General features: G+C 66.7%; 18 protein-coding genes. 12 read left to right on the top strand and 6 right to left on the bottom strand.

Features of this window, described 5'->3' with window-relative positions:
- On the bottom strand, positions 1-1,158 hold the full coding sequence (locus ACQVBX_RS02850; RefSeq protein WP_431636395.1) for a P1 family peptidase: 1,158 nt from the start codon (positions 1,156-1,158) through the stop codon (positions 1-3).
- Between the two features lie 61 nt (positions 1,159-1,219).
- On the opposite strand from ACQVBX_RS02850, the gene ACQVBX_RS02845 reads away from it, so the two are divergent.
- The 11 genes from ACQVBX_RS02845 to ACQVBX_RS02795 all read left to right on the top strand — a co-directional run bounded on the left by ACQVBX_RS02845 (position 1,220) and on the right by ACQVBX_RS02795 (position 14,366).
- Positions 1,220-2,287 (top strand): aromatic ring-hydroxylating oxygenase subunit alpha, encoded by a 1,068-nt coding sequence (locus ACQVBX_RS02845; RefSeq protein WP_431636394.1) that lies wholly within the window; start codon positions 1,220-1,222, stop codon positions 2,285-2,287.
- Positions 2,284-3,570, top strand: a complete 1,287-nt coding sequence (locus ACQVBX_RS02840; RefSeq protein WP_431636393.1) for an amidohydrolase family protein — start codon at positions 2,284-2,286, stop codon at positions 3,568-3,570. Before ACQVBX_RS02845 ends, ACQVBX_RS02840 begins: the two co-directional genes overlap by 4 nt.
- Positions 3,571-3,809: 239 nt before the next feature.
- Positions 3,810-5,111, top strand: a complete 1,302-nt coding sequence (locus ACQVBX_RS02835; RefSeq protein ID WP_431636392.1) for an amino acid permease — start codon at positions 3,810-3,812, stop codon at positions 5,109-5,111.
- A gap of 5 nt (positions 5,112-5,116) precedes the next feature.
- Positions 5,117-7,180 carry an FAD-dependent oxidoreductase gene (locus ACQVBX_RS02830; protein WP_431636391.1) on the top strand — a complete coding sequence of 688 codons (2,064 nt, stop codon included), beginning with the start codon at positions 5,117-5,119 and terminating at the stop codon, positions 7,178-7,180.
- A gap of 222 nt (positions 7,181-7,402) precedes the next feature.
- Positions 7,403-7,597, top strand: a complete 195-nt coding sequence (locus ACQVBX_RS02825; protein ID WP_431636390.1) for a hypothetical protein — start codon at positions 7,403-7,405, stop codon at positions 7,595-7,597.
- 816 nt (positions 7,598-8,413) lie between these two features.
- A complete protein-coding gene (locus ACQVBX_RS02820; RefSeq protein WP_431636389.1) occupies positions 8,414-8,635 on the top strand; it encodes a hypothetical protein in 222 nt (73 codons plus the stop codon).
- A 143-nt stretch (positions 8,636-8,778) separates the two neighbouring features.
- Entirely contained in the window at positions 8,779-9,189 is a 411-nt protein-coding gene (locus ACQVBX_RS02815; protein WP_431636388.1) for a hypothetical protein, read from the top strand.
- A 115-nt stretch (positions 9,190-9,304) separates the two neighbouring features.
- On the top strand, positions 9,305-9,724 hold the full coding sequence (locus ACQVBX_RS02810; protein WP_431636387.1) for a hypothetical protein: 420 nt from the start codon (positions 9,305-9,307) through the stop codon (positions 9,722-9,724).
- 162 nt (positions 9,725-9,886) lie between these two features.
- Positions 9,887-10,138, top strand: coding sequence for a hypothetical protein (locus tag ACQVBX_RS02805; protein WP_431636386.1), 252 nt, complete (start codon positions 9,887-9,889; stop codon positions 10,136-10,138).
- 795 nt (positions 10,139-10,933) lie between these two features.
- Positions 10,934-12,649: a tetratricopeptide repeat-containing diguanylate cyclase gene (locus tag ACQVBX_RS02800; protein ID WP_431636385.1), complete on the top strand. Its 1,716-nt coding sequence runs from the start codon at positions 10,934-10,936 to the stop codon at positions 12,647-12,649.
- Positions 12,650-12,758: 109 nt separating this feature from the next.
- Complete coding sequence (locus ACQVBX_RS02795) at positions 12,759-14,366, top strand: carboxyl transferase domain-containing protein (RefSeq protein ID WP_431636384.1); 1,608 nt, start codon at positions 12,759-12,761, stop codon at positions 14,364-14,366.
- Positions 14,367-14,406: 40 nt separating this feature from the next.
- On the opposite strand, the gene ACQVBX_RS02790 is transcribed toward ACQVBX_RS02795, so the two are convergent.
- The 5 genes from ACQVBX_RS02790 to ACQVBX_RS02770 all read right to left on the bottom strand — a co-directional run bounded on the left by ACQVBX_RS02790 (position 14,407) and on the right by ACQVBX_RS02770 (position 22,668).
- On the bottom strand, positions 14,407-16,401 hold the full coding sequence (locus ACQVBX_RS02790; protein WP_431636383.1) for an enterotoxin: 1,995 nt from the start codon (positions 16,399-16,401) through the stop codon (positions 14,407-14,409).
- A 112-nt stretch (positions 16,402-16,513) separates the two neighbouring features.
- Positions 16,514-19,501: a carboxypeptidase regulatory-like domain-containing protein gene (locus ACQVBX_RS02785; RefSeq protein WP_431636382.1), complete on the bottom strand. Its 2,988-nt coding sequence runs from the start codon at positions 19,499-19,501 to the stop codon at positions 16,514-16,516.
- A gap of 115 nt (positions 19,502-19,616) precedes the next feature.
- Positions 19,617-20,549 (bottom strand): 1-phosphofructokinase family hexose kinase, encoded by a 933-nt coding sequence (locus tag ACQVBX_RS02780; RefSeq protein WP_431636381.1) that lies wholly within the window; start codon positions 20,547-20,549, stop codon positions 19,617-19,619.
- Positions 20,546-21,472, bottom strand: coding sequence for a carbohydrate kinase family protein (locus ACQVBX_RS02775; protein ID WP_431636380.1), 927 nt, complete (start codon positions 21,470-21,472; stop codon positions 20,546-20,548). Before ACQVBX_RS02775 ends, ACQVBX_RS02780 begins: the two co-directional genes overlap by 4 nt.
- Positions 21,469-22,668, bottom strand: a complete 1,200-nt coding sequence (locus ACQVBX_RS02770) for an SIS domain-containing protein (RefSeq protein ID WP_431636379.1) — start codon at positions 22,666-22,668, stop codon at positions 21,469-21,471. The genes ACQVBX_RS02775 and ACQVBX_RS02770 overlap by 4 nt, the downstream gene beginning before the upstream one ends.
- 64 nt (positions 22,669-22,732) lie before the next feature.
- Here ACQVBX_RS02770 and ACQVBX_RS02765 point away from each other — a divergent pair, with 64 nt between their 5' ends.
- Entirely contained in the window at positions 22,733-23,641 is a 909-nt protein-coding gene (locus ACQVBX_RS02765) for a class I fructose-bisphosphate aldolase (RefSeq protein WP_431636378.1), read from the top strand.
- Positions 23,642-23,682: the final 41 nt, after the last annotated feature.

Genomic DNA, 23,682 nt, shown 5'->3' with positions numbered 1-23,682 from the left:
TCAGTGCGGCGGCTGGTAGCGACCGAAGCGCTTGAGCAGCGCGACCAGCTCCCCATGGGGGATCGCCTTCACGCAGTGCCCGCCCTCCCCGCACATGTCCTTCGCCGCGATCATCGCGTTGACGATGGCCTCCTCCGCGGCCTGCGCGGTGGCCTCGAACAACGGATCGATGTGGTCGTTGCCGATGAAGCTGGCCTGCTGCAGTGGCCGGTCGTGCAGCGCCTCGGCGTTGGCGGTCGAGAACGCCACGAAGATGTCGCCCGAGCCGTTGCCGGAGTAGCTGCCCATGCGTGCCAGGCCCATGCCGGCGCGCCGGGCGATGCGCTTCAACTGGTGCGGCAGCAGCGGCGCGTCGGTGGCCACCACGATGATGATCGAGCCGGTGTCCACCGCCGCCGGGTCGGTCGCGCTGTACAGGCGGTCCTCGCGCAGGTACTGGCCCACCGGCACGCCGGCGATGCGCAGGCTGTCGCGCAGCCCGTAGTTGGCCTGCACCAGCACGCCCAGGGTGTAGGTCGTCCCACCGATGCGAAGGCGCCGCGAGGCGGTGCCGATGCCGCACTTGAACTCGTGGCAGATCATGCCGGTGCCGCCGCCGACGTTGCCTTCGGCGACCGGCCCGCCCTTCGCCTCGTGCAGCGCCTGCGCGGCGTCCGCAGCGTGCACGTGGAAGCCGTTGATGTCGTTGAGCTCGCCGTCCCAGGTTTCGGCCACCACCGGCAGCGACCACCAGTAGCCGGACGCGTCCGCGCCGCCGGCATGCACGCGCTCGGCAATCACCGCGTCGCGCACCACGCCCACGCTGTGGGTGTTGGTGAGCATCACCGGGCCTTCGAGCTGGCCGGACTCCTCCAGCCAGGTGGTGCCGGTCATCTCGCCGTTGCCGTTGAGCGCGAACCAGCCACCGAACGCGGGGAGCTCGTAGCTGGCCCTGCCGCGTGGCAGGATCGCCGTCACGCCAGTGCGCACCTTGTGACCGTCGGGGAGGTCGCGGATCAGGGTGACCTGGCCCACGGTGACGCCGGTGACGTCGGTGATGGCATTGAGCGGCCCGGGGGAGCCGTCGAACGGAATGCCCAGGTCGCGTGCGCGGGGACCGGCCGCCTGTGCCAGTCCGGCCAGCGCACACAGCGCCAGCATCAGCGTGAAACGGAACATGAGGCCTCCCCCGAAGCGACCGTCGTCGTCGCGCCAGTCTATTCCGATCGCGGAGCATTGCATGCCAGCTGAAACCTCCCACCCCGGCCTCGACCGCGCCACCGCCCTGCCCGCCCGCTACTACGTGGGCGAAGCGATGCTGGCGATGGAACACCGTGCGGTATTCGCCCGCAGCTGGCAGCTGGTGGCGCACCAGGGCCAGCTGGCCGAACCGGGCGACCACGTGGTGGAACAGGTCGGCCACGTGCCGGTGATCGTGGTGCGCGGGCAGGATGGCGTGCTGCGCGGCTTCGTCAACGTCTGCCGTCATCGCGCCGGGCCGCTGGCGCTGTGCAACGGCAAGGGCGCGCGCGCCCTGCACTGCAAGTACCACGGCTGGACCTACACGCTGGAAGGTCAGTTGCGCAGCGCGCCGGAGATGCAGGGCGCGGCGGATTTCAACGTCGAGGAGATCCGCCTGCCACCGGTGCGCGTGCACGAGTGGCAGGGGCTGGTATTCGTGGCGCTGGATGCCTCCGTGCCGCCGTTCGAGCAGGTCTACGGCGGCATCGTCGAGCGCATCGCTCCGATCGATCTTGCGGCCATGCGCTACCTGCGCCGCGACAGCTACGAGCTCGACTGCAACTGGAAGGTCTACGTGGACAACTTCCTCGAGGGCTACCACCTGCCGCACGTGCATCCGGGCCTGTCGAAGGTGCTGGACTACCGCGCCTACGACACCGAGCTGTTCGACTGGTACTCGCTGCAGTCCTCGCCGCTGCGCAACAGCACCGCGATCTACGGCGACGGTGAGGCGTTCTACTACTTCGTCTATCCCAACGTAATGCTCAACATCATGCCCGGCCGCATGCAGACCAACCGCATCGTGCCGCTGGGCCCGGACCGCTGCCGGGTGGAGTTCGACTACTACTACGCACAGGACGACGCCGCGCAGGCGCGCATCGCCGCCGACCAGGAGTTCAGCGACGAGGTGCAGCAGGAGGACATCGACATCTGCGTCGCCGTGCAGCGTGGCCTCACTTCCGGCACCTACGAGGCCGGCCGGCTGTGCCCGCGGCGCGAGAGCGGCGTGTGGCACTTCCACAACCAGCTGCGCGCGGCCTACGCCGCCGCGGGAGAGCACGCATGAAGAAAGCCCTGACTGCATGGCTGTTCACCGCGGCTATCGTCGCCCCGCTGCATGCGGCCGATCGCACCGTGGTGCATGCCGGCCACCTGCTCGACGTCGACAGCGGAAAGATGCTCGCCGATCAGGCGGTGTCGATCGAAGCCGGCAAGGTGGTTGCGGTGCAGCCTTGGTCCGCCGACGCGGCCAAGGGCGCGCGCGTGCTCGACTGGACCGCCTGGACCGTGGTCCCCGGCCTGATGGACATGCACACGCACATCTCCGAGGAAGCCGAGACCGCCGACATTGCTGCGCCACTGAAGATCAGCCCGGCGCAGCAGGCGTTCATCGGCGCGATGAACGCGCGCAAGACGCTGCAGGCCGGCTTCACCACCGTGCGCGATGTGGGCGTGTACCGCGGCTTCGCCGACGTCGCCCTGCGCGACGCGATCAACGCCGGCGAGATTCCCGGCCCGCGCATGTTCGTCGCCGGCGCCTACATCACCGTGCCCGGCGGCGGCGGCGAGATCACCGGCCTGCCCGCCGGCACCGTGGTGCCGCCGGCATTTCGCCAGGGCGTATCGAAGGGTGTGGACCAGGTGCGCAAGCACGTGGATTTGATCCTCGACCACGGCGCCGACCTGATCAAGGTGATCGCCACCGGCGCCGTGCTGGCCAACGGCACCGAGCCGGGCAAGCCGGAATTCACCGAGGCGGAGATCCATGCCGCCGTGGTGGAGGCGGCCAAGCGCGGCAAATTCGTCGCCGCCCACGCGCACGGCGCCGAAGGCATCAAGCGGGCGATCCGCGCCGGCGTGCGCTCGATCGAGCACGGTTCGCTGATCGACGACGAGGGCATCGCGCTGCTGGTCCAGCACGGCACCTGGCTGGTCGCTGATATCTACGACGGCGACTACATCGAGGAAATCGGCACCCGCGACCACTGGTCGCCGGAGATCCTGCGCAAGAACGAGGAAACCACGCTGGCCCAGCGCGAAGGCTTCCGCAAGGCGGTCAAGGCCGGCGTGCACCTCGCCTTCGGCACCGACGCCGGGGTCTATCCGCACGGCCAGAACGCCCGCCAGTTCGCCTACATGGTGCGCTGGGGCATGACCCCGCTGCAGGCGATCCGCTCGGCCACCATCGACGCCGCCCGCCTGCTCGGCAAGGAAAAGGAACTCGGCTCGATTGCCCCGGGCAAGGCCGCCGACCTGGTCGCCGTAGCCTGCGACCCGCTGCACGACATCGACTGCCTGCGCTCCATCCGCGGCGTGATCAAGGCCGGTACGCCGGTGTCGCTGGAGTGAGGGGCGTGTCGTGAAGGTTTCTTTGTACGGATCGCCTGCTTCTTCGGGAAAGCCACATGTCTCCTCTCCGTCATCCCGGCGAAGGCCGGGATCCAGTGACTTCAAGCTGTTGAAGTGCAAAGAGGCTGGATGACCGGCATACGCCGTTGAACAGCGCCTCCGGCCTTCGCCGGGATGACGCTGAGGAATCACACGCATCACATGAACACCCAACCGTCGCACCGCCACGAGCGCACCACATGACCCCTCGCACCAAAATCGGCTTCTGGACCTGCACCGCGCTGGTGGTCGGCAACGTGATCGGCATGGGCATCTTCCTGCTGCCCGCCTCGCTCGCGCCCTACGGCTTCAACGCGTTGATCGGCTGGACCGTCACCCTGCTCGGCTGCCTCGCGCTGGCGCGGGTGTTCTCCTACCTGGCGCATGCCCTGCCCGACGCCGATGGCCCCTACGGCTACATCCGCCGCACGCTCGGCGACCTCCCTGCGTACATGGCGCTGTGGGCGTACTGGGTGTCGCTGTGGCTCACCAACGCGGCGCTGGCCACCGGCGCGGTGGGCTACATCACGGTGGTGTTCCCGGCGCTGCAGGCTATCCACCCGGCGGTGTTCGCGCTGGGCCTGCTGTGGCTGTTCGTGGCGATCAACCTGCTCGGCGTGCGCGCCGGCGGCAGCGTGCAGATCGTCACCACCGCACTCAAGCTGCTGCCGATGCTCGCCATCGCCGTGCTCGGCGCCTGGGTGCTGCTGCACTCGCCGACCAGCTACAGCGCGCACCTGCCGACCACGCCGATCAGCCTGAAGGACACCATGGCGGCCGGCACCATCGCGCTGTTCGCCATGCTCGGCATCGAGTCGGCCAGCGTGCCGGCGGCGCGGGTGAACGACCCCGGCCGCACCATCCCGCGCGCCACCATGGCCGGCACCGTGCTCACCGCGGTGATCTACATCATCGTCTCCACCGTGCCGCTGCTGCTGATCCCGCAGCAGGAGCTGGGCAACGCCGGCGCGCCGTTCGCGCTGCTGATGGACCGCTTCGGCGGCGCCGGCTTCGGCCGCTGGCTGTCGCTGTTCGTGGTGGTCAGCGGGCTGGGTGCGCTCAACGGCTGGACGCTGCTGGTGGGCGAGCTCACCCGCACCATGGCCGCCAACGGCGTGCTGCCCAGAGTGTTCGTGCGCGACAACCGCCGCGGCGCGCCCGCGGTGGCGCTGCTGGTCACCGGCGCGCTGGCCTCGGTGATGGTGTGGATGAGCTACAGCAAGTCGCTGGTGTCGGCCTTCACCTTCATCACGCGCGTGGTCACCGCCGCCAACCTGCCGCTGTACCTGTGCTGCTCGCTGGCGCTGATCGTGCTCTGGCGCCGCGGCGCGGTGCGCGGTGCGGTGCTGCCGGCCGCCGTGCTCGGCGTGCTGTTCGTGGTGTTCGCCTTCATCGGCATCGGCCACGAACCGCTGGTGCTCGGCCTGGGCCTGATCGCCGCCGGCCTGCCGCTGTACGCCGTCATGCGGCTGCGCCGCGCCAACGCCCCCGCCAAGGCCTGAATCCGATGCGCGATCCCCGCTACGACATCCTGTTCACCCCGGTGCAGATCGGCCCGGTCACCGCGAAGAACCGCTTCTTCCAGGTGCCCCACTGCAACGGCATGGGCCACGCCATGCCGCTGGCCCACGCGGCCATGCGCGAGGTGAAGGCCGAGGGCGGCTGGGCGGTGGTGTCCACCGAGGAATGCGAGATCCACCCCAGCAGCGACCTCACCCCCTACGTCGAGGCGCGGCTGTGGGACGACCGCGACATCCCCGCCCTCGCGCTGATGTGCGACAAGGTGCACGCGCACGGCGCGCTGGCCGCGGTGGAGCTGTCGCACAACGGCCCCACCGCCTCGAACCTGTATTCGCGTGAGGTGTTGATCGGCCCCTCGCACCAGCCGAGCAAATACGGCTATCCCTCGCAGGCGCGCGCGATGTCGCTGAAGGACATCGCCGAGTACCGCCGCTGGCATCGCGAAGCGGCCGTGCGCGCGATGCGCGCCGGCATGGACATCGTCTACGTCTACGCCGCGCACGATCTCTCGCTGCCGATGCACTTCCTGCAGCGCCGCCGCAACCAGCGCAGCGACGCCTATGGCGGCTCGCTGGAGAACCGCGTACGCCTGCTGCGCGAGGTGCTGGAAGACACCAAAGACGCCATCGGCCACCGCTGCGGCGTGGCGCTGCGCTTCGCCACCGAGGAACTGCTCGGTGGCGGCGGCGTGGAACTGAGCGAGGCGAAAGACATCGTGGCGATGCTCGCCGAGCTGCCCGACCTGTGGGATGTGAACGTCGCCGCCTGGTACAACGACTCGGTGCCTTCGCGCTTCGCCAGCGAGGGCGCGCAGGAGCCGTTCGTCGCCTTCGTCAAACAGGTCACCAGCAAGCCGGTGGTGGGCGTGGGCCGCTTCACCTCGCCGGACACCATGGTGTCGCAGATCAAGCGCGGCGTGCTCGACCTGATCGGTGCGGCGCGCCCGTCCATCGCCGACCCCTTCCTGCCGGCCAAGGTGGAACAGGGCCGCGTGGACGACATCCGCGAATGCATCGGCTGCAACATCTGCGTTTCCGGCGACATGACCATCTCGCCGATCCGCTGCACGCAGAACCCCACCATGGGCGAGGAGTGGCGCAAGGACTGGCACCCCGAGCGCATCGCCCCGGCAAGCAAGCCCGGCCGCGTGCTGGTGGTCGGCGGCGGCCCCGCCGGGCTGGAGGCGGCGCGCGCGCTGGGCCAGCGCGGCTACGAGGTGAGCCTGGCCGAAGCGCGCAAGGAACTCGGCGGCCGCGTCACCCGCGAAGCGCGCCTACCCGGCCTGGCCGAATGGGCGCGCGTGCGCGACTGGCGCATCGGCCAGATCAACAAGCTCACCAACGTCTCGGTCTACCTCGACTCCGCGCTCACCGCGCAGGACGTGCTCGACTTCGGCGCCGAGCACGTGGTGCTCGCCACCGGCTGCCACTGGCGCCGCGACGGCTACGGCCGCAGCCACGGCACCGCGATCCCCGGCTTCGCCGACAACCCGAAGGTCTACACGCTGGACGACCTGATGGACGGCCACCTGCCCGCCGGCCGCGTCGCCGTGCTCGACGACGACGGCTTCTACTACGCCAGCATCGCCGCCGAACAACTGCACGCCCACGGCTGCGAAGTGGTCTACGTGACCCCGGAAGACACCCTCGCCCCGTGGAGCCAGAACACCCTCGACTACCGCCACATCCGCAAGCGCCTGGCCAGGCTCGGCATCGAAGTGATCGTCTCCCATACCGTCGCCGGCTACGAAGGCGAGATCCTCACCCTCGAGCACGCCTGGGAAGACCGCCAGCAAACGCTCGCCGTCGACGCCGTGCTCACCGTCACCGCCCGCCTGCCCGACGACGCGCTCTACCAGCAACTCCTCGAACGCGAAGCCGACTGGGCCGACACCGGCATCCAGAGCGTGCGCAACATCGGCGACTCCGATGCACCGGGACTGATCGCCCACGCGGTGTATGCGGGGCATCGGTATGCGCGGGAGCTGGGGGAGCCGGTGACCGGTGAGGTGGCGTTCAAGCGGCATTTTCATGGGGAGGCGGCGGAGTAAGGTCTGTCCGCTGCACCTGTTACACCGGCAATTTGCAGGTGTAAGTCATACCCCCTCACATGTGCCGCATAACACCGGAAGGCAGAGACGCAAACGTCACCGGGGCAGTCGTGTAAGCGATTGATCGTCCGTAGGAATCTTTCGCTTGTGGGCCGCATCGAGCTCCCCGCATACTCGGTGCAACACCTCGGATGCGGGGTCTACTAAGCGTTAGAGTGCACCATGAAACTATTTCGCGTGACCATGTTCGTCGAACTCGACGGCCCCGCCGAGTCCGACTTGCAAATCAAGAAGTCAGTGCAAGCTAGCGATGAGATTGCAGCGCTAGAAAAGGCTCGGCACTTAGTCCAGCCCGAGAATCCAGACGTCAATGCAGAAAAAATATGGGCTTGGTCCATCGAGCGCACGCGGTCGTGAAAGCTGGTCGCGTGGTGCAATCTAACTACTCGTTCAAGGCGGACGCGCTGACGCGCGCCGCTTAACTCAAGCGTTAGGCGGCTTTTGGATCACTTCTTGGGCTTGAATGAAATGAAAGATCAGTCTCAATTCGCTCTGATTCAGGAGATAGTGGGTCGAGCCGCATCGTTGGCCGAAAGCGGATGGTTAGAGATCGTGCTCGACTACAAAGTGGACGAGATTCAAAGTGAATCCGGTAACACGTTCCTGGTCCCTGTGAACGGCATTCCCACTGAGAAAGCTCTTCCTTATTGGGATAGCCTCGACCAATCAATGCGAGCTCTTCGAGAACACTTGGCCCAAGGCGATCGAGCTCCCTTTACAACATGTAAGATCCATGTTCTCCAAAGCGGTAAATATCAGGCAATCTATGGCTATGAGCCCGTTGATTGGTCACCAAATGAGAGTCCAGATTGGAATTTTCCTTCAGCTCCAAAGTGGCGATAGCCTCGCACCATGTAGCCGCCGTCTAGCCATCCGCTCAAGCGGACCATGCGGGATAAATTTTCCCGTGCAATCATGCACTGCGGCCGGCAAGGCCGCCTAGCTTAGGCGTTAGGCATTGATAGGAATATTTTTCGAGTGCGATCAGAAGTATCTGAACTTAAATGCATATTGTCGCGCTATGAGTCCGTTTCTGCGGCGCAACCGGCATCTAAAGCTGACCTTTTTCAGCTTCAACAGTATGCGTTGAGGGAGTACGGCCGGGCCCTGCCATCAGACTACATTTCGTTTCTTCAGCAATCAAACGGGCTACAGGTCGAGAATGCGTTGTTCATGGCTGCTGCCGATGTTGCCCTCATGAATGAAGATTCACCGATGGCCGGATATGTTCGGATTGGCGGCGCTGGAAACGTCGATGATTATACATTTGAGGTTGTTACGGGCAGATTTATTGTCGCGCCTCTCGGCAGGCCCAATGCGGCTTGGAGTTCGCACAGCTCCTTTTGGCAACTTCTTGAGTCAATAATAAAGGAACAAGGCGGGAGCAATGCCTAACCAGTCGCTCGAGGCGGACGGCCACACCTCCACTTAACTCAAGCGCTGGGCGACTCGGGAGCGTTTCAGCAGCAACTCAACAGACGGCGCGTTCGATTAGCCAAGTCCACTTTTACAATTGCATCACATGCAAGGACATCGGAATGAGCGAGCTCGAGGCTTTCAACGACTACATGAGCACTATCGTCGAACCGACGTTCATGGACTACCACGCGCATCCCGGCTCAGCTAGGCTCGCCTTCCTCTCGTGCGTGGCCGTGTACCACTCCATCGATCGCTTTAAGCGGAAACCGGGAACCTTAAGGAAAGAGTGGGGAAAGAAGTCGATGATGTTCCTCATGGTCGACATGATCGCGCATCACTTCAAGCACGTTCAGTCCGATCATGAGCGATATGAACAGGCACCACCGGAGACCATCCCGCTGACGTCCCTGGTATTCAACGATGGCGCAGTGATCCCGAACTCGCTTGCGGTGGATCATCACAATCTCTATTTCGTCATTCGAGACGCAATTATTTTCGTCAAAGAGCAGGCACAGCAGCGGCTGTCCTAGCGTCTAACGATAACGGGCTCAGGTTCACTTAAGTTCCCAACACGTCGGACTTTAGGCTAGCGCGCTAGAGCGCACTTCGATCGACGGCCGGTCACACATGCATTCGGAGTCGCCCATGTCCCTGCTCGCCGCCTTGCGGGAAACACCCGCCCACCGCTCCACCGCCTCGAAATGCACCTCCCTCAACGGCCTGCTCTACCTGGCAAGTGGCGGCCTGCTCATCGCCTGGCCGGGCGTGATCCAGACGCTGCTGGGCGATGCGCCCTTCCAGGGACATGAGGCCGCGCTGGTGCGTGTACTGGGTATGGCGCTGGCGGTGATCGGCTGGCTGTATTTCTTCGGCGGTCGCTCCGGTGGCCGGCAGGTGGTGGCTGCCTCGGTGCTGGACCGATTGATCCTGGTGCCGCTGGTGCTGGTGCCCACCGCCCTGGCCGGCGTGTTTCCGCACACGATGATCGGGTTCGCGATTCTTGATCCCGCGCTGGCGCTGGGGGCGTGGTGGTTGCCGGCGCGCGACACACCATCAACAACCTAGACGCACTCGTCCCCAGAGCTCTCCGAAAAGCGCGTGCTCCTGATTGGCTGAGAAGGCCGCGAAAGACCGTGGCCATGCGCAAGTTATTGCTCGTTGCGGCTCGCGCGATGGTCTCCGCATACTCCCGCTCGTCGTCAGGACGAATGTCAGGGAGGAACATCGATGCGATTGTCCGAGCGCAGGAAATGGCAGAGGACGCGGGAAAAGGGCGTGTTGCAGTACGTGCTGGTGAATGGCGTATTGCTCTTTAGCTTCCCGATGTTTCTGTTCGTGACGTTTGTCCTGAAGCACGACCGCTTGCCGATCTGGGAATCGGCCGTGCTTTGGAGCGTGACCGGCATCGTGTACCGGGGCGCCACTTGGGTGATCAACGAACGTCGGTACCGCAAGGCTTTGGCGGAACCCCTTGGCTAACTACGGACGATTCGCTCGCACCGCCAAGTTGTCGTATCGCTGCGGTGGGGGCGGCTTGTGCGATCTTGCCTTGGGGGTTGAGACTCGCCGCCCACAGGATCATGGCAGCGTCACAATCACTTGCGAGCGGGTTTGAAGATACCCCGCCAATCTTGACCTCGCCCCGCAAGGCTTTTTGCCCCGACCGCGACCCGCAAACCGTCGCGCTCCAGCCGCGGAGCTTTGCGTGCGGGGGTTTTTCGGCCATGCGTAACGCGTTGAACCTTGCGCGCAAGGCTCTTGAGCCTCGCGCACGGGACGTTTTGGCTTGCCGGCTGCCGAAATAGCTTTGCGCGCGGGCCAAAAAGCGTTGCGTGCAAGGCCCGACCACGTTGCTCGCAAGGCATTTAGCGTTGCGCGCAAGGCAAAAAGCCTTGCGGCCGGGGTTCCGAGGCTTGCGTGCAAGGCAAATGGCTTTGCGCGCAAACCGATCACCGTGGCCGGACCCGCCCCGGGCTCGCCGATTGGCATATTCCCGCGGTGCGCCGCGGCCTCCGCCGAGTAAGATGATCCCTACAAGCTGTGGCATCGGGGGGATGTGCATGGGGAGCGTGACGAGGGGCAGCGTGCTGCAGTCCGGATCTGCGAGTAGAGCTGGGCGGGCACTCGCGCTAGCGGGTGGGACCGTTCCGGCCCTGCCCCGCGCTGCCGCCGACCGGCGGCCCACGGCATGGCGATAAGCCCCGGATGATGCGCGCATCGCACGGCACACAGCGGTTTTCGTGGAGGCAACGCCTGGGCGTGTGCGGCTTGGCCGTGGCGGCGCTTTTCCACGGCGGACCCGCCGCGGCGACGGCACCCGCGGATAGCAACGCCGCCGCCGTGCTCACGCAGGCGTACGCCATCAAGACCTCCGATCACGCCCGCTTCCTGCAACTGCTGCTGCAGTTGCATAAGCCGGGCACGGTGCTGTCGCCGGACGAGCAGTGGCGCCTGCGCTACCTGGATGGCTGGGAGGGCTCGTTCACTGGCGACTACGCCAAGGCCGAACCGCTGCTGCGCGACGTGGCCGACCACGCCACCGATACCGATCTGCAGGCGCTCGCGGCCGGCACGCTGCTCAACATCCTGGCGATCAGCCATCACTACGAGGAAGCGTTTGAGCGGGCCGACCGCCTGGCTGCCCAGGTGCCGCATATCCGCGAGCGCAAGGTGGCCTATGTGGCGTTGTCGCAGCTGTCGCAGCTGATGGCCTCGGCGCAGCAGGTGGAACCGGCGGCGACCTACGCGCGGCAGATGATGCAGTTTTCCGAGCCTGGGCAATCGATGTGCAGGCCCTACGTGTACCTGTTCGGGGCGCTGGTGGCCGACGATCACCTGCCGCCCACCGCGCCGATCTTCCGTCAGGCGATCGACGCCTGTACCGCCGCGGGCGAGCCCATGTTCGCCGATACGGTGGAGCTGGACCTGGCGCGTCGACTGGCGGAGACCGGCAATCCGCAAGCCGCGCTGGAGCTGCTCCGGCGTATCGAGCCGACGGTGAATGCGCAGGGATTTCAGGTGCACGTGTATGTGCTTCGCAGCGACTTCGGCTACGCCTACTGGATGAGTGGCGATGCCGCCAACGCCAGGCGCTGGGCACTGTCGGCGCTGGCGATGGACCCGAAGGGTAATTTCGACGGGCTCGCCGAATACGTCTACCGCGTGCTGTACGAAGTGGCGAACAAGGCTGGCGACTACCGCAATGCGCTGGAGTATTACCGGCACTATCGCGACGTGCTGGCGCGCTCGGTGAGCGACACGCAGGCCATCGCGCTGGCCTACCACTCCGTGCAGCAGCAGCTGTCCATCCACAAGCTGCAGCTGGCCGAACTGGGCAAGCACAACAGCGTGCTGGAGTTGCAGCAGGCGCTGGACCGCCAGCAGATCCAGGCCGGCCGGCTCCAATTGCTGCTGCTGCTTACCGTGCTCGCCTCGGTGGTGATCTGGCTGGTGCGCACGAAGCGATCGCAGCTGCGCTTCCAGAAGCTGGCGCGGCGCGATGGCCTCACCGGCATCCTCAATCATCCACACTTTCTCGCCGAGGCCGAGAGCGCGCTGCGCTATGCGGAAAAATCCTCGCGCAACGCCTGCCTGGCGCTGGTCGACCTGGACCATTTCAAGCAGATCAACGACACCTACGGCCATGCCACCGGCGACGCGGTGATCGTCGGCATGGTGGCGCTGTGTCAGCAGCATCTGCGCTCCATCGACGTCTTCGGCCGCCTGGGCGGCGAGGAGTTCGGCCTGCTGCTGCCGGACTGCTCGCTGGAGCAGGGCCGCGAGATCATCGACCGCATCCGCCTCGCGCTGGCCGATGCGCCCTTGGCCGAAGACCACCCCAAGGTCGGCGTGTCGGCCAGCTTCGGCCTGGCCTGCACCACGCACTGCGGCTACGACCTTGCCGCACTGATGGCAAGCGCCGACGCGGCGCTGTATCGGGCAAAGCGCAGTGGGCGCAACCGGGTGGAAAGCGAGCTCGAAGGCGCCTGAGACCCGCCTCGCCGCCCTGGCCGCATCGAGGTAATTGCGGCGGTGCGTAATGGGCCACTCGTGCGGCGCCGGTATCATGGCGTTTTTCCTTCGTACGGCAGGCTTGTCCATGAGCGTGATCGCCTCGCAGATCGACCCCCGGTCGCCCGAATTCCAGGCCAACGCGGCGCAGCTGCGTACGGCCGTCGACGACCTGCACCGGGAGCTGGCGAAGGCAGCCGAGGGCGGCGGCGAAAAGGCGCGCGACAAGCACACCGCGCGCGGCAAGCTGCTGCCGCGCGAGCGCATCCGCGCCCTGCTCGATCCCGGCTCGCCGTTTCTGGAGCTCTCCGCGCTGGCCGCGCACGGCATGTACGACGATGCCGCGCCCGCGGCCGGCCTGATCACCGGCATCGGCCGTGTCAACGGCATCGAGGTGGTGGTGGTGGCCAACGACGCCACCGTGAAGGGCGGCACCTACTTCCCGATGACGGTGAAGAAGCACCTGCGCGCGCAGGAAGTGGCGCTGGAAAACCGCCTGCCCTGCGTCTACCTGGTCGATTCCGGCGGCGCGTTCCTGCCGCTGCAGGACGAAGTGTTCCCGGACAAGGAGCACTTCGGCCGAATCTTCTACAACCAGGCGCGGATGTCCTCGCTCAACATTCCACAGATCGCCGTGGTGATGGGCAGCTGCACCGCCGGCGGCGCCTATGTGCCGGCGATGAGCGACGAGACGATCATCGTGCGCGAACAGGGCACGATCTTCCTCGGCGGTCCGCCGTTGGTGAAGGCCGCCACCGGCGAGGTGGTGGACGCCGAGACGCTGGGCGGCGCGGACGTCCATACGTCCATCTCCGGCGTGGCGGACCACTACGCCGAGAACGACGCGCACGCGCTGGCGATCGCCCGCGACATCGTGGGCCACCTCAACCGCACCAAGAACATGCCGCTCGCCCTGCGTGCGCCGATCGAACCGAAGTACCCCGCCGACGAGCTGTACGGCGTGATCCCGCAGGACACCCGCCGCCCGTTCGACATTCGCGAGGTGATCGCGCGCATCGTCGACGGTTCGGAGTTCCACGAGTTCAAGGCGCGCTACGGCAAGACCCTGGTGTGCGGCTTTGCGCACATCCATGGCTACCCGGTCGGCATCGTTGCCAACAACGGCATCCTGTTCGCCGAGAGCGCGCTCAAGGGCGCGCACTTCATCGAGCTGTGCAACCAGCGCAACGTGCCGCTGGTGTTTTTGCAGAACATCACCGGTTTCATGGTCGGCAAGAAGTACGAGCAGGCCGGCATCGCCAAGGACGGCGCCAAGATGGTGACCGCCGTGGCCTGTTCGCACGTGCCGAAGTTCACCGTGGTGATCGGCGGCAGCTTCGGCGCCGGCAACTACGCGATGTGCGGCCGCGCCTACGGCGCGCGCTTCCTGTGGATGTGGCCGAACGCGCGCATCAGCGTGATGGGTGGCGAGCAGGCCGCCAGCGTGCTGGCCACGGTCAAGCGTGATGGCATGGAAGCCGCCGGCAAGCGCTGGAGTGCGGACGAGGAAGAAAGCTTCAAGGCGCCGATCCGCGAGCAGTACGAGCGCCAGGGCCATCCCTACTACGCCAGCGCCCGGCTGTGGGACGACGGCATCATCGACCCGACCGACACCCGTCGTGTGCTCGGCCTGGCGATCTCCGCCTCGATGAACGCCCCCATCGAGCCGCAGCGCTACGGCGTGTTCCGCATGTAGTCGGCTCCGGGCGAGCCTAAACGGCTCGCCCGGACGATTCTCAGTGGCCGCTGGTCAGCGGCTGCAACTCCCAGGTCAGCACCTGGAACGGCTTCAACTCCACCGTCTGCGGCTTGCCTGCATCCAGCTCCAGCGCGGGCTGCGCCGCGTCCGCCCGCCACGGGCTGTGCGCGCGGAAATGCGTGGCGGCGCCCGGCGGCAGTTCGAGCTGCCTGGCCAGGTCGATCACCATCAGTTGCGGCTTGTCGCTGGGATTGCGCAGGGTGAGGATCGCTTTGGACGGCGCCCAGGCGGCCCAACCATAGACGTCCAGCCGCCCGGGGTCGCCGCCGACCCAATGGGTGTCCTTGAGCACCGATGCGTTGGCGCGCGACCACTTCGCCGCCTCGGCCAGCTTGTCCCAGTTGGCCGGGGTGAGCAGTGACGGCGTGATGTACAGCTCCTGCAACTGGGTGCCGCTGCCAAAGTACGAGTGCACTTCATTGGCGAAATCGTGGCCGGGATCGGTATTGAGCCGGTGGTTTTCCTTGGCGTAGATGATGCCGTGGAGCATCAGCGAGTTGAGCGGGAACAGCGGCCCCTTCTCGACAATGTTGCGGTAGGTCTCGCGGTCGCGGTAGGTGATCCACCGCTCGCGCTCGGTACCGACGCCGGCATGCCAATCGTCTTCGCCGTCGCGCCAGATCGAGTCGGCGTAGCGCAGCCAGAACGGCGAGGCCAGCGTGCCGGTGGTGAGGTTGATGAACAGGTCCGGCTTGGCTTTGCGCAGATCGTCGATCAGTGCGATGGCGGCGTCGAAGTCGCTGGGAAAGCGACTGCCTGGGAACACCTTGTCGGCGTTGCCGGTGCCATCGAACTTGAACTGGTTGATGCCGTCCTTGCGCAGCAGCTCCATCGTCACGTCATGGAAGCGCTGGTAGTACTTGGGCCCGGAGAGTGCCAGGCCGCCGTCGATGATCTCGTAGCCGGCAGCACGGCCGTTCTTCACCCGCGCTTCCTTCGGCGGGCCGTAGCCGCCCCAGGGCGATAGCCACATGCCGGGGGCGGCGCCGTATTTGGCAGCCGCCTCGCGCAGCGGCACGAAGCCGTGCGGAAAATCCTTGCTGAAGTGCCAGCTGCCGCTGCGGTCGTCCCAGCCGTCATCGAACAGGAACGAATCGAGCTTCACACCGCGTTTGACCGTCAGCTCTTCGCCGAAGGCGTGGATGCGATTCAGGGCCTGGGCTTCGGTGTACGGGGTGAAATAGCCGATGTCGTACCAAGAGTTGTAGTGCAGGAAGGTGCGGTACGGATGCGCGCGTTCGCGTTCCAGGTAGGCCAGAAAATCGCGTCGCAGCTGATTGGCGTGCGTAACGCCGGCTACCGCCGAGTAGGTTACCGACTGGCCCTTCGGCAACGGCAGGCCGCGCTCGATCCACAGCTGCACGCGATTGCCCCAGGCGTTGCTGGACGACAGCGGATGTTCGAAGCCGAAATAATCGCGACCGGCGACCACCGGCGAACCGGGCACACTGCCGACCACCTCGGCCTGTTCGGCCTTGGCCTGCAGCAGGTCGATGCGGGCGATGTCCTCGTCCTGCTTGAGCGCGGTGACGGTGACGATCTCGCGTAGATAGTCCGCCCCCTCACGCTGTACCCAGCGCAGGTCGACACGCACGCGACCGTCCGCGTCGCCGAAGCTGGCGTCCAATGCCCTGCCCGGCAGCCTTGCCGCGGGACGCGAGGCCTGTGGGTCGGCTTTCAAGGCGACTTCGTGCGGCGGCGCAAGCAATCGCAATTGCGACGTGTCGAGTCGATGCCCATCACGCCAGGTCAGCACGAAGGGCTGCTGCACCGGAATCGCCAGGCCGTTGATGCGGTCGGTCACTACGGTGCCATCGACGTGATCGTCATTGACCTGCCAGTGCACGTCGATCGCCGCGTTGCCGAGGTCTGCCGCAGCGTCGGTGGCGTTGGCAGTGGCGCCCGCGGTGCACAGGGCAGCGAACAGGGCGGCGCGGGAAAGGCGTGTCAGTGGACGGATCGGATCGTGCATCGGTATCGGCTCCGTTCCGGCGGCGCAGGCCGCCGGCTTGGGGAAAAGGTCCGCCCCGTCTTGCGACGGAGCGGCAGGGATGGCGACCCACGCGCGGGCCGCCGGGGGAACCTCACTGGAAGGTGTAGCGCAGCACCAGCATGGTCGAACGCGTGGCCTGCCAGGTGGCTGCGCCGTAGCTCGGGTTGAGGATCGGCTGGCCGCTGTTGTCGAAACTGCCGGTGTCGTAGCGCTGCTCCGCATCGATCCGACCGTGGTGGTTGGTCACGTTCTGGATCTGCAGGTCGACGCTCAGCAGGTTGTGCTCGCCGATCTGGTGGTCGTAGCCCAGACCCAGGTTCCACTGCCAGAAGAACGGCGTGCGCCCTGCGTTGCCCAGCGATGACGGCACGTTGTTGCAGAAGTGGCTGGCCGCGCCATACCAGGAGGCCGGGTTGTCGGTGTCCGGATAGGTTCCCAGGCAGCTCTCCGGCGTGCCGCTGGACAGGTCCAGCGTGCTGCCGATGCGCAGGCCCGACGGGAAGTAGTAGATGCCGTTGAGCTTGAGGCTGTGGCGCACGTCGCCGGCCAGGTTGCCGTTGCCGTGTTCCATCAGGCCGGGAAAGTCCCAGTAGATCTGCTCGGAGGGGCCGCCGTTGGTGCGCGTGCCGAGGTTGAGCAGGCCGTCGTAGTTGCCGTACAGATGCGCCCAGGTGTAGCTGAGGTCGAGGAAGTACGGCTCCTCGGCGTTGCGCGCATGCGACACCTCCAACGTCAGGTGGGTGTACTTGCGCGACGGCGGTGGGCCGAACACGGCGCCCGGCAGGGTCAGCGACTCGAGCTTGCCGTCACCGTTGTAGTCGCGCACGAACACCTGGGCGATGCCCGGGTTGATCATCGGGCAGCCGCTGGCGTCCTCGTAATTGGGATAACCGTTGGCCTGCGCGTAGTCGGTGATGCCCTGGGTGTAGCAGGTGTCCTCGATCGCACGCTTGAGCACCGCATAGCCGACCTCGGCCATGCCCGACCAGCTGCCACCCAGCGCCTTCTGCGCGTAGAGCTGGAACTCGTACTGGTACGGCGCCTTGATGTTGGAGGTAGCGACGTTTTCCTTGCTCGGCGCCAGGCCGTTGATCAACGTGAGCTGCGGGCCGATCTGGCTCAGGCCGGTGGGCGCCTGGGTGTTCGGATCGCGACCGGTATAGGTGTAATAGCGCTGCCACTGGGTCACCGCACCGGCGGCGCCGTTGTTGACGCTGGACGGAATCGGAATGGTGTACTTGCCCACGTTGGCGCCAAGCTTCAGCGAGCTGTCGCCGTAGACGTCCCACGACACGCCCAGGCGCGGCGAGAGCAGCGGCAGGTGGAAGAAGTTCTGCCCGTTGACGTTCTTGTTGATGAAGGTGTCGTAGCGCAATCCGGCATAGACCACCCAGCGATCGGCGGCCTGCCAGTAGTCGTCGATGTATTCGGCCTTGTTGACCGTGTAGAACGGGCCGCCGGTGCTGATGTAGTACTGCTCCACGTACTTGCCGTCCGCCGGCGCCGGCGAGCCGTTCGGCAGCACGCTGCCGGGCTGGGTGAAGTAGGTCCAGTCGCCGCCCTGCGTGGTGGTGCTGACGTTGTTGATGTAGTGCTTGTAGTGCTCGCCGCCCACGGTGACGCGGTGGTCGCCGAGCTGCCAGGTGAAATCGCCCTTGAAGCCGCGTCGCCAATACTGGAACGGATAGAGCTGATTGCTGGTGGTGGTCAGGCCGATGTTGGTGCGCGTCTGCGTGACCGGGTCCACCTCGTTGACGTAGGGCACGCCGGTGCCGCTGCTGGAGGTGGGGCTGATCGACGACTGGCTCAGGTAGCCCGCCATCAGCCGCAGGCTCATGGTGTCGTTGATCTGCCAGTGGTAGTTGCCGATCAGAAACTGGTTCTTCACGTGCGACGAGGTCCAGCCGTAATAGCTGCCTGCCGACGACGGATCGTATGCGCGGGTGAGGCGATACTGGTTGTTGAAACTGTCCTTCCAGTCGCGGTTGCCGACGACGTTGAGCGACTGGTCGGCGTTGATGTTCCAGGTGAGGTTGAGCAGCGCATTCTTGTCGCGCGTAGCGCTCTTGGTCTTGAGCGTCTGGGAGTAGCTGACGCTCCGGTTGTTCGGCGCATTGCCCAGCATGGCGAAGAAGAACAGCTTGTCTTTCACCAGCGCACCGGAGCCCCACAGGTACTGCCCGGTGACGTTGCCGCTGTGGCTGTTCTGCGAGGTGTAGTGGTAGTAGGCGCCCTGGCGGGTGTATGCGTCGGGCTGCGTCGGATTGAGGGCCGAGCTGGCCGGACTGAAGTACAGCGAATAGCCAGCCTTGAACTGGTTGGTGCCCTGGCGCACGGTCTGCGCGATGACGCCGCCGGTGGTGCTGGTCCAGGTGGCTCCGGCATTGGAGTCCAGTACCTGGGTCGACTCGATCGCTTCGGCCGGCAGGTAGGTCGCGCCCAGGCCCTGGTAGTCGTAGGTGCTGTCGAACTCGTTGTAGTAGTAGCGGTTCTCAGCGGGGCTGGCGCCTCCCATTTGCACCAGGCCCGTGGTCTGGTTGTCGTAGCGCACCTTGGAGCTCAGCAGCGCGATGCTTTCCGGGCCGCGCCCGGTGGGTAGCTGGTTGACCACGCTCATGTTGTAGCTGTTGGACAGCTCCGGCGTGCTCACGTCGATGGGAATCACATCCTGGCCGCGCGCAGTGGCGCTGACCTGGATCGCCGAGAGGTTCTCCGCCTTCACTGCGGAAGCGGCGGTCGCGCGACTCAGCGCCGGCACCGGCGTCTGCACGTTGGCCGTGACGGTGATCGTGCGGGTGCCGACGACGGCACCGCCCTGGGTCACGGTGACGGTGTAACGACCTGGATTGAGGCCGCCCAGCGTGTAGCGACCATCGGCATCGGCCTGCAGGTTCTTGTGGTAGCCCGTGGCCGCATTGTCGACGGCCACCGTGACCTGCCCCGCCGGCTCGCGCCCATAAAGGCCGCCGGTGATCGACTGCGCCCAGGCGCTGCCGGCCCCCAATGCCGATGCCAGCGCCACCGCCAGCACAGCCCGACCCATGCCGCCGCGGCGGCCTCCCCTATGCGATACGTTCATGCCTCACCCTCGTTGGTGGTTGGATGCCCTGCAGGCCGACCCTCCAGCGGACCTGCAACACGCTTCGATACCGCGACGCCAGCCTCCGCCCGCGCCCGTCGCTCGTTCTGTTCGCTCAGCCCGCCAGGCGGGTCAGGCGCACTTCCCCGAGCAGCGCGTCCACCTGGTCGCGCCGCAGGAATCCGGTTTCCTCGTTCATCGCGTTGGCGGCGCCACAGGCCACGCCCAGCCGAAGCGCTTCGGGCAGTGGCGCACGTCGATGCAGCGCCACCGCCAAGCCCGCGAGCAGGCAATCGCCTGATCCCACGGCGTTGATGCTGTGGGCGACGGTGACGGCGGCGTGCCAGGCATGCTGGCCGTCCCATCCCACCGCCCCTTGCGCGCCCAGCGTCACCAGTGGCAGCGCCACGCCCCGCGTATGCAGCTCGCGCGCGACGCGGGCAGCGTCCGCGACGGTGTCGATCGGCTCACCGATCAGGTCGGCCGCCTCGTCGCGGTTGGGCTTGAGCAGCCAGGGACGCGCGGCCGCCGCCTCGCGCAGCGCATCGCCGCTGGCGTCGACCAGACACGGCACGGCACTCGGCCGCGCCTGCTCGATCAAGCGCGCGTAGGTGCTCGGATCGAGCCCACCGGGCAGGCTGCCGGAGAGCACCAACAGTTCGCTCTCGCCCGCGCAACGCGCCCAGGTATCGAGCAATTCCTGGCAGCTCGCTTCGGTCAATTCGGGACCGGGACCGAGGATCTCGGTGACACGCCCATCGCGCTCGCGCACGGCCATGCAGCGGCGCAGCGGAGCCTCGATCTCCACGCCATGGAACAGCACGCCACGCTCGGCCAGGCGCCGTGCGATGAGGTTGCGATGGGCCGCGTCGGTAAGCCCGACCAGCTGCACGCGCTCGCCCAGCGCGGCGATCGCCTGCGCCACGTGCAACCCCTTGCCACCGGGATACGGCTCCGACCGCGACGCGCGCTGTACCTGCCCCGGCTCCAGCGTGTCGACCGTGAACAGGTGATCGATAGCCGTGTTGAAGCCGGCGACCGTGATCATGCGAAATGCACCAGCCGCCGCCGCACTTCGTCAGCCGTCGCCTGCGCGGCGGTGCCGCCGATGCCTCGTGTGGACAGGGCACCGCACACGCTGCCCCAGCGCAGGCAGTCGGGCAACGCCAGGCCGCGACGCCAGGCGTGCAGGAAGCCGGCGTCGAAGGAGTCGCCGGCGCCGGTGCTGTCCAGCGCCTCCACCGGGAACGCCGGCACCGTCACCGGCTGGCCGTCGTCGTCATGCGAGAGGCAGCCGTCGCTGCCGCATTTGATGACGATGCGCGTATGCCCGTTGCTCAGCGCGGTGAGCGCGCGCAGCGGCGTGTCCGCGCCGGTGATCGCACACGCCTCCATCGCATTGGGCAGGAACAGGTCGACCAGCGGCAGAAGATCGCTGACGCCGACGTCCCAGCGGCGCGACGGGTCGAAGCCCGGATCGAGCGATACGGTGAGGCCCAACGCCCGGGCGCGCGCGAACAGATCGGGCAAGCCCGGTCGCAGGGCGTCCTGCAGGTAGTACGAAGCCACGTGCAGATGGCCATGTCGCGCCAGCAGCGCGTCGTCGATCGCATCGGCATGCAACGCGGCGATGGCACCGGGAAACGTCACCAGCGCACGATCGTGGGCGGCCGAGAGCGCCACTGTCACGCCGGTGCGCAGGCTGGCATCGCGACGTACCGCCGCGGTGTCGATGCCGCACGACGCAAGTGCATCGACGCAGTAGTCGCCCCAGCTGTCCTGACCGGCGATGCCGGCGAACGACACGGACTCGCCCAGCCGCGCCAGGCCCATCGCGCAGATCATCGACGAGCTGCCCGGCCCCTGGCGGAAATCGGTAGCGAGGATCTCGCGGCCAAACGCGGGCACGCCCTCGCAGCCGGCGAAGATCAGGTCGGCGTTGATTTCGCCGGCGACGAGGACGGGTTTCATGCCGAGCCCTCCGCGTGGATGACGAACGATTCGACGACGCGGGTCAGCACGCCCTGCGAGGGCGCATCCGGCCGCTGGCCCAACGCCAGGCAGCGGAAGAACGCCAGCAACTGGCCGACCACCACATGCACCATCAACTGCTGTGCTTCTTCCAGCGCGTAGAAGCCCGGCAGCTCGATGGCCACGCCACCTTCGCCGAGCACGTCGGCCGGGATGGCCTCGCCGACCACCACGCGGGTACGCCCCAGGCCCTTGCGGGTGAGTTCGCGCAGCAGGTCGTACTCGTAGCCGCGCACGCTGGGTTCGCCGCTGAGGAAGGCGACCACGGAGCAGTCGTCGCCCAGCCAGGACATCGGGCCGTGGCGCAGACCGAGGAAGGTTTCCGAGAGCACGCGCACGGCGCCGCCGGACATCTCCAGCATCTTCAGTGCGGCCTCGCGCGCCGCGCCCAGTGCGGCGCCGCTGCCGAGGTAAACCGAGGCGGACAAGGGCTGCTGCGCCACGGCCTCCAGCGCATCGCCGTGGCGGGCGAATACCGCATAAGCCACTGCGGCAGCCGCATCGGCGTGGCGGGCATCGGCGCCTCCGGCGGCGGCATGGCGCAGGGCCGTCCCGGCCAGCAGCAGGTTGGTGAAGCTGCTGGTCATTACCAGGCTGCGGTCGTTGGTGCGCTCGTCGAGCAGTTGCACGTGCATGCGCGGTTCGTCGCGGTAGCGCGTGGCGAGCTTGCCCTGCGCATTGCAGGTGATCGCCAGGTGCGTGTAGCCCGGCTCCGCAGCCAGCACCTGGTCGACCACCCCGGTGCTCTCCGGACTGTCGCCCGAGCGCGCGATCGACACCAGCAGCCCGCGGCCCGGCGGCAGCACGCCGCGGCGCGAGGTCAGCAGCGTGCCCGCCGGGATCGCCAGGCAGGGAATGCCCAGGGCCGCCTGCAGCACCGGGGCGAGGCACTCACCGACATACACCGAGCTGCCCGAACCGGTGAACACGATGTGCGCCGGGCGCGAAGCGAGCAGTGCCTGCATCAGGGCCAGGCTTTCATCGGTCGCCAGGCGCGCGGCGGTGCCCTGCCAGGTCTGCGGCTGCTGCAGGATCTCGCGCAGCGTGTCGGCGTAGCCGCGAGCGGACTGCTCGGCGGCAGCCGCTGCGTGCAGGCGAGACAGTGAGGGCGAGAGAACGTTCGAATTGACAGACATGGGCGCGTCGTGAAATATGATGAAAAACGAAACACAACGAAACTTTCATCCAAAGGTATTCGAAATGAAAGACAACTTGCAAGCGACCGCGCCGGCCCTGGCCTCCCTGCCCCTCTCGCACGGCAAGCGCACGCGGTTGTGGCGCTTGCTGTACGGCTCCGGTCCGCGCAACGGCAGCCTGCTGGTGCTGCCGCTGGACCAGGGACTGGAGCATGGCCCGACGGACTTCTTTCCCCACCCGCCGGCGGTCGACCCGGGCTATCAGTTCGCCCTGGCCGAAGCCGGCGGTTTTTCTGCCATCGCGCTGGGCATCGGCCTAGCCGAGAAGTACATGACCGAGTACTGCGGCCGCGTGCCGCTGATCCTCAAGCTCAACGGCAAGACCAACATCCCCAGCGATGCGGAGGCCACCTCGCCGCTGTTCGCCTCGGTGGAAGACGCCGTGCGGCTAGGCGCGGATGCGGTGGGCTACACCATGTACGTGGGCTCGCCGCGCCAGCACGACGAGTTCCGCCAGTTCGAGCAGGTGCGTCGCGACTGCGAGCGCTTCGGCATGCCGCTGGTGCTGTGGTCGTACCCGCGCGGCGGCGCGGTGAACGCCAAGGGCGGCACCAACACGCTGTACGCGCAGGACTACGCCGCACGCGTCGCGCTGGAGCTGGGCGCCGACATCGTCAAGCTGCACGAGCCCAACGACAGCGTGGTCAACGTGCCCGCGCCGTACGACAAGCTGAGCGAGGATGCCGCCGCCCGCTGCGCCCGCGTGGTGCGCTCGGCCGGGCGCACCATGGTGCTGTTCTCCGGCGGCGAGAAGAACGACGACGACGCAGCGGTGCTGCGCAAGGTGGAGTTCTACATGCAGTCCGGCGCCAGCGGCGTGATGTTCGGCCGCAACATGTGGCTGCGCCCCTTCGACCAGGCCGTCGCACTGACTCGCCAGGTGCATGAGATCATGCAGCGCTACCCGCGCTGAGCGAGGACTCGATGGGCGCTAGCGACGACGACACCGGACAG

It is taken from the genome of Dyella thailandensis, assembly GCF_050749815.1.
Taxonomy (GTDB): Bacteria; Pseudomonadota; Gammaproteobacteria; order Xanthomonadales; family Rhodanobacteraceae; genus Dyella_A.
The sequence above is the reverse complement of the archived record's forward strand: the minus strand, read 5'-3'. Positions and strand labels throughout refer to the sequence as shown.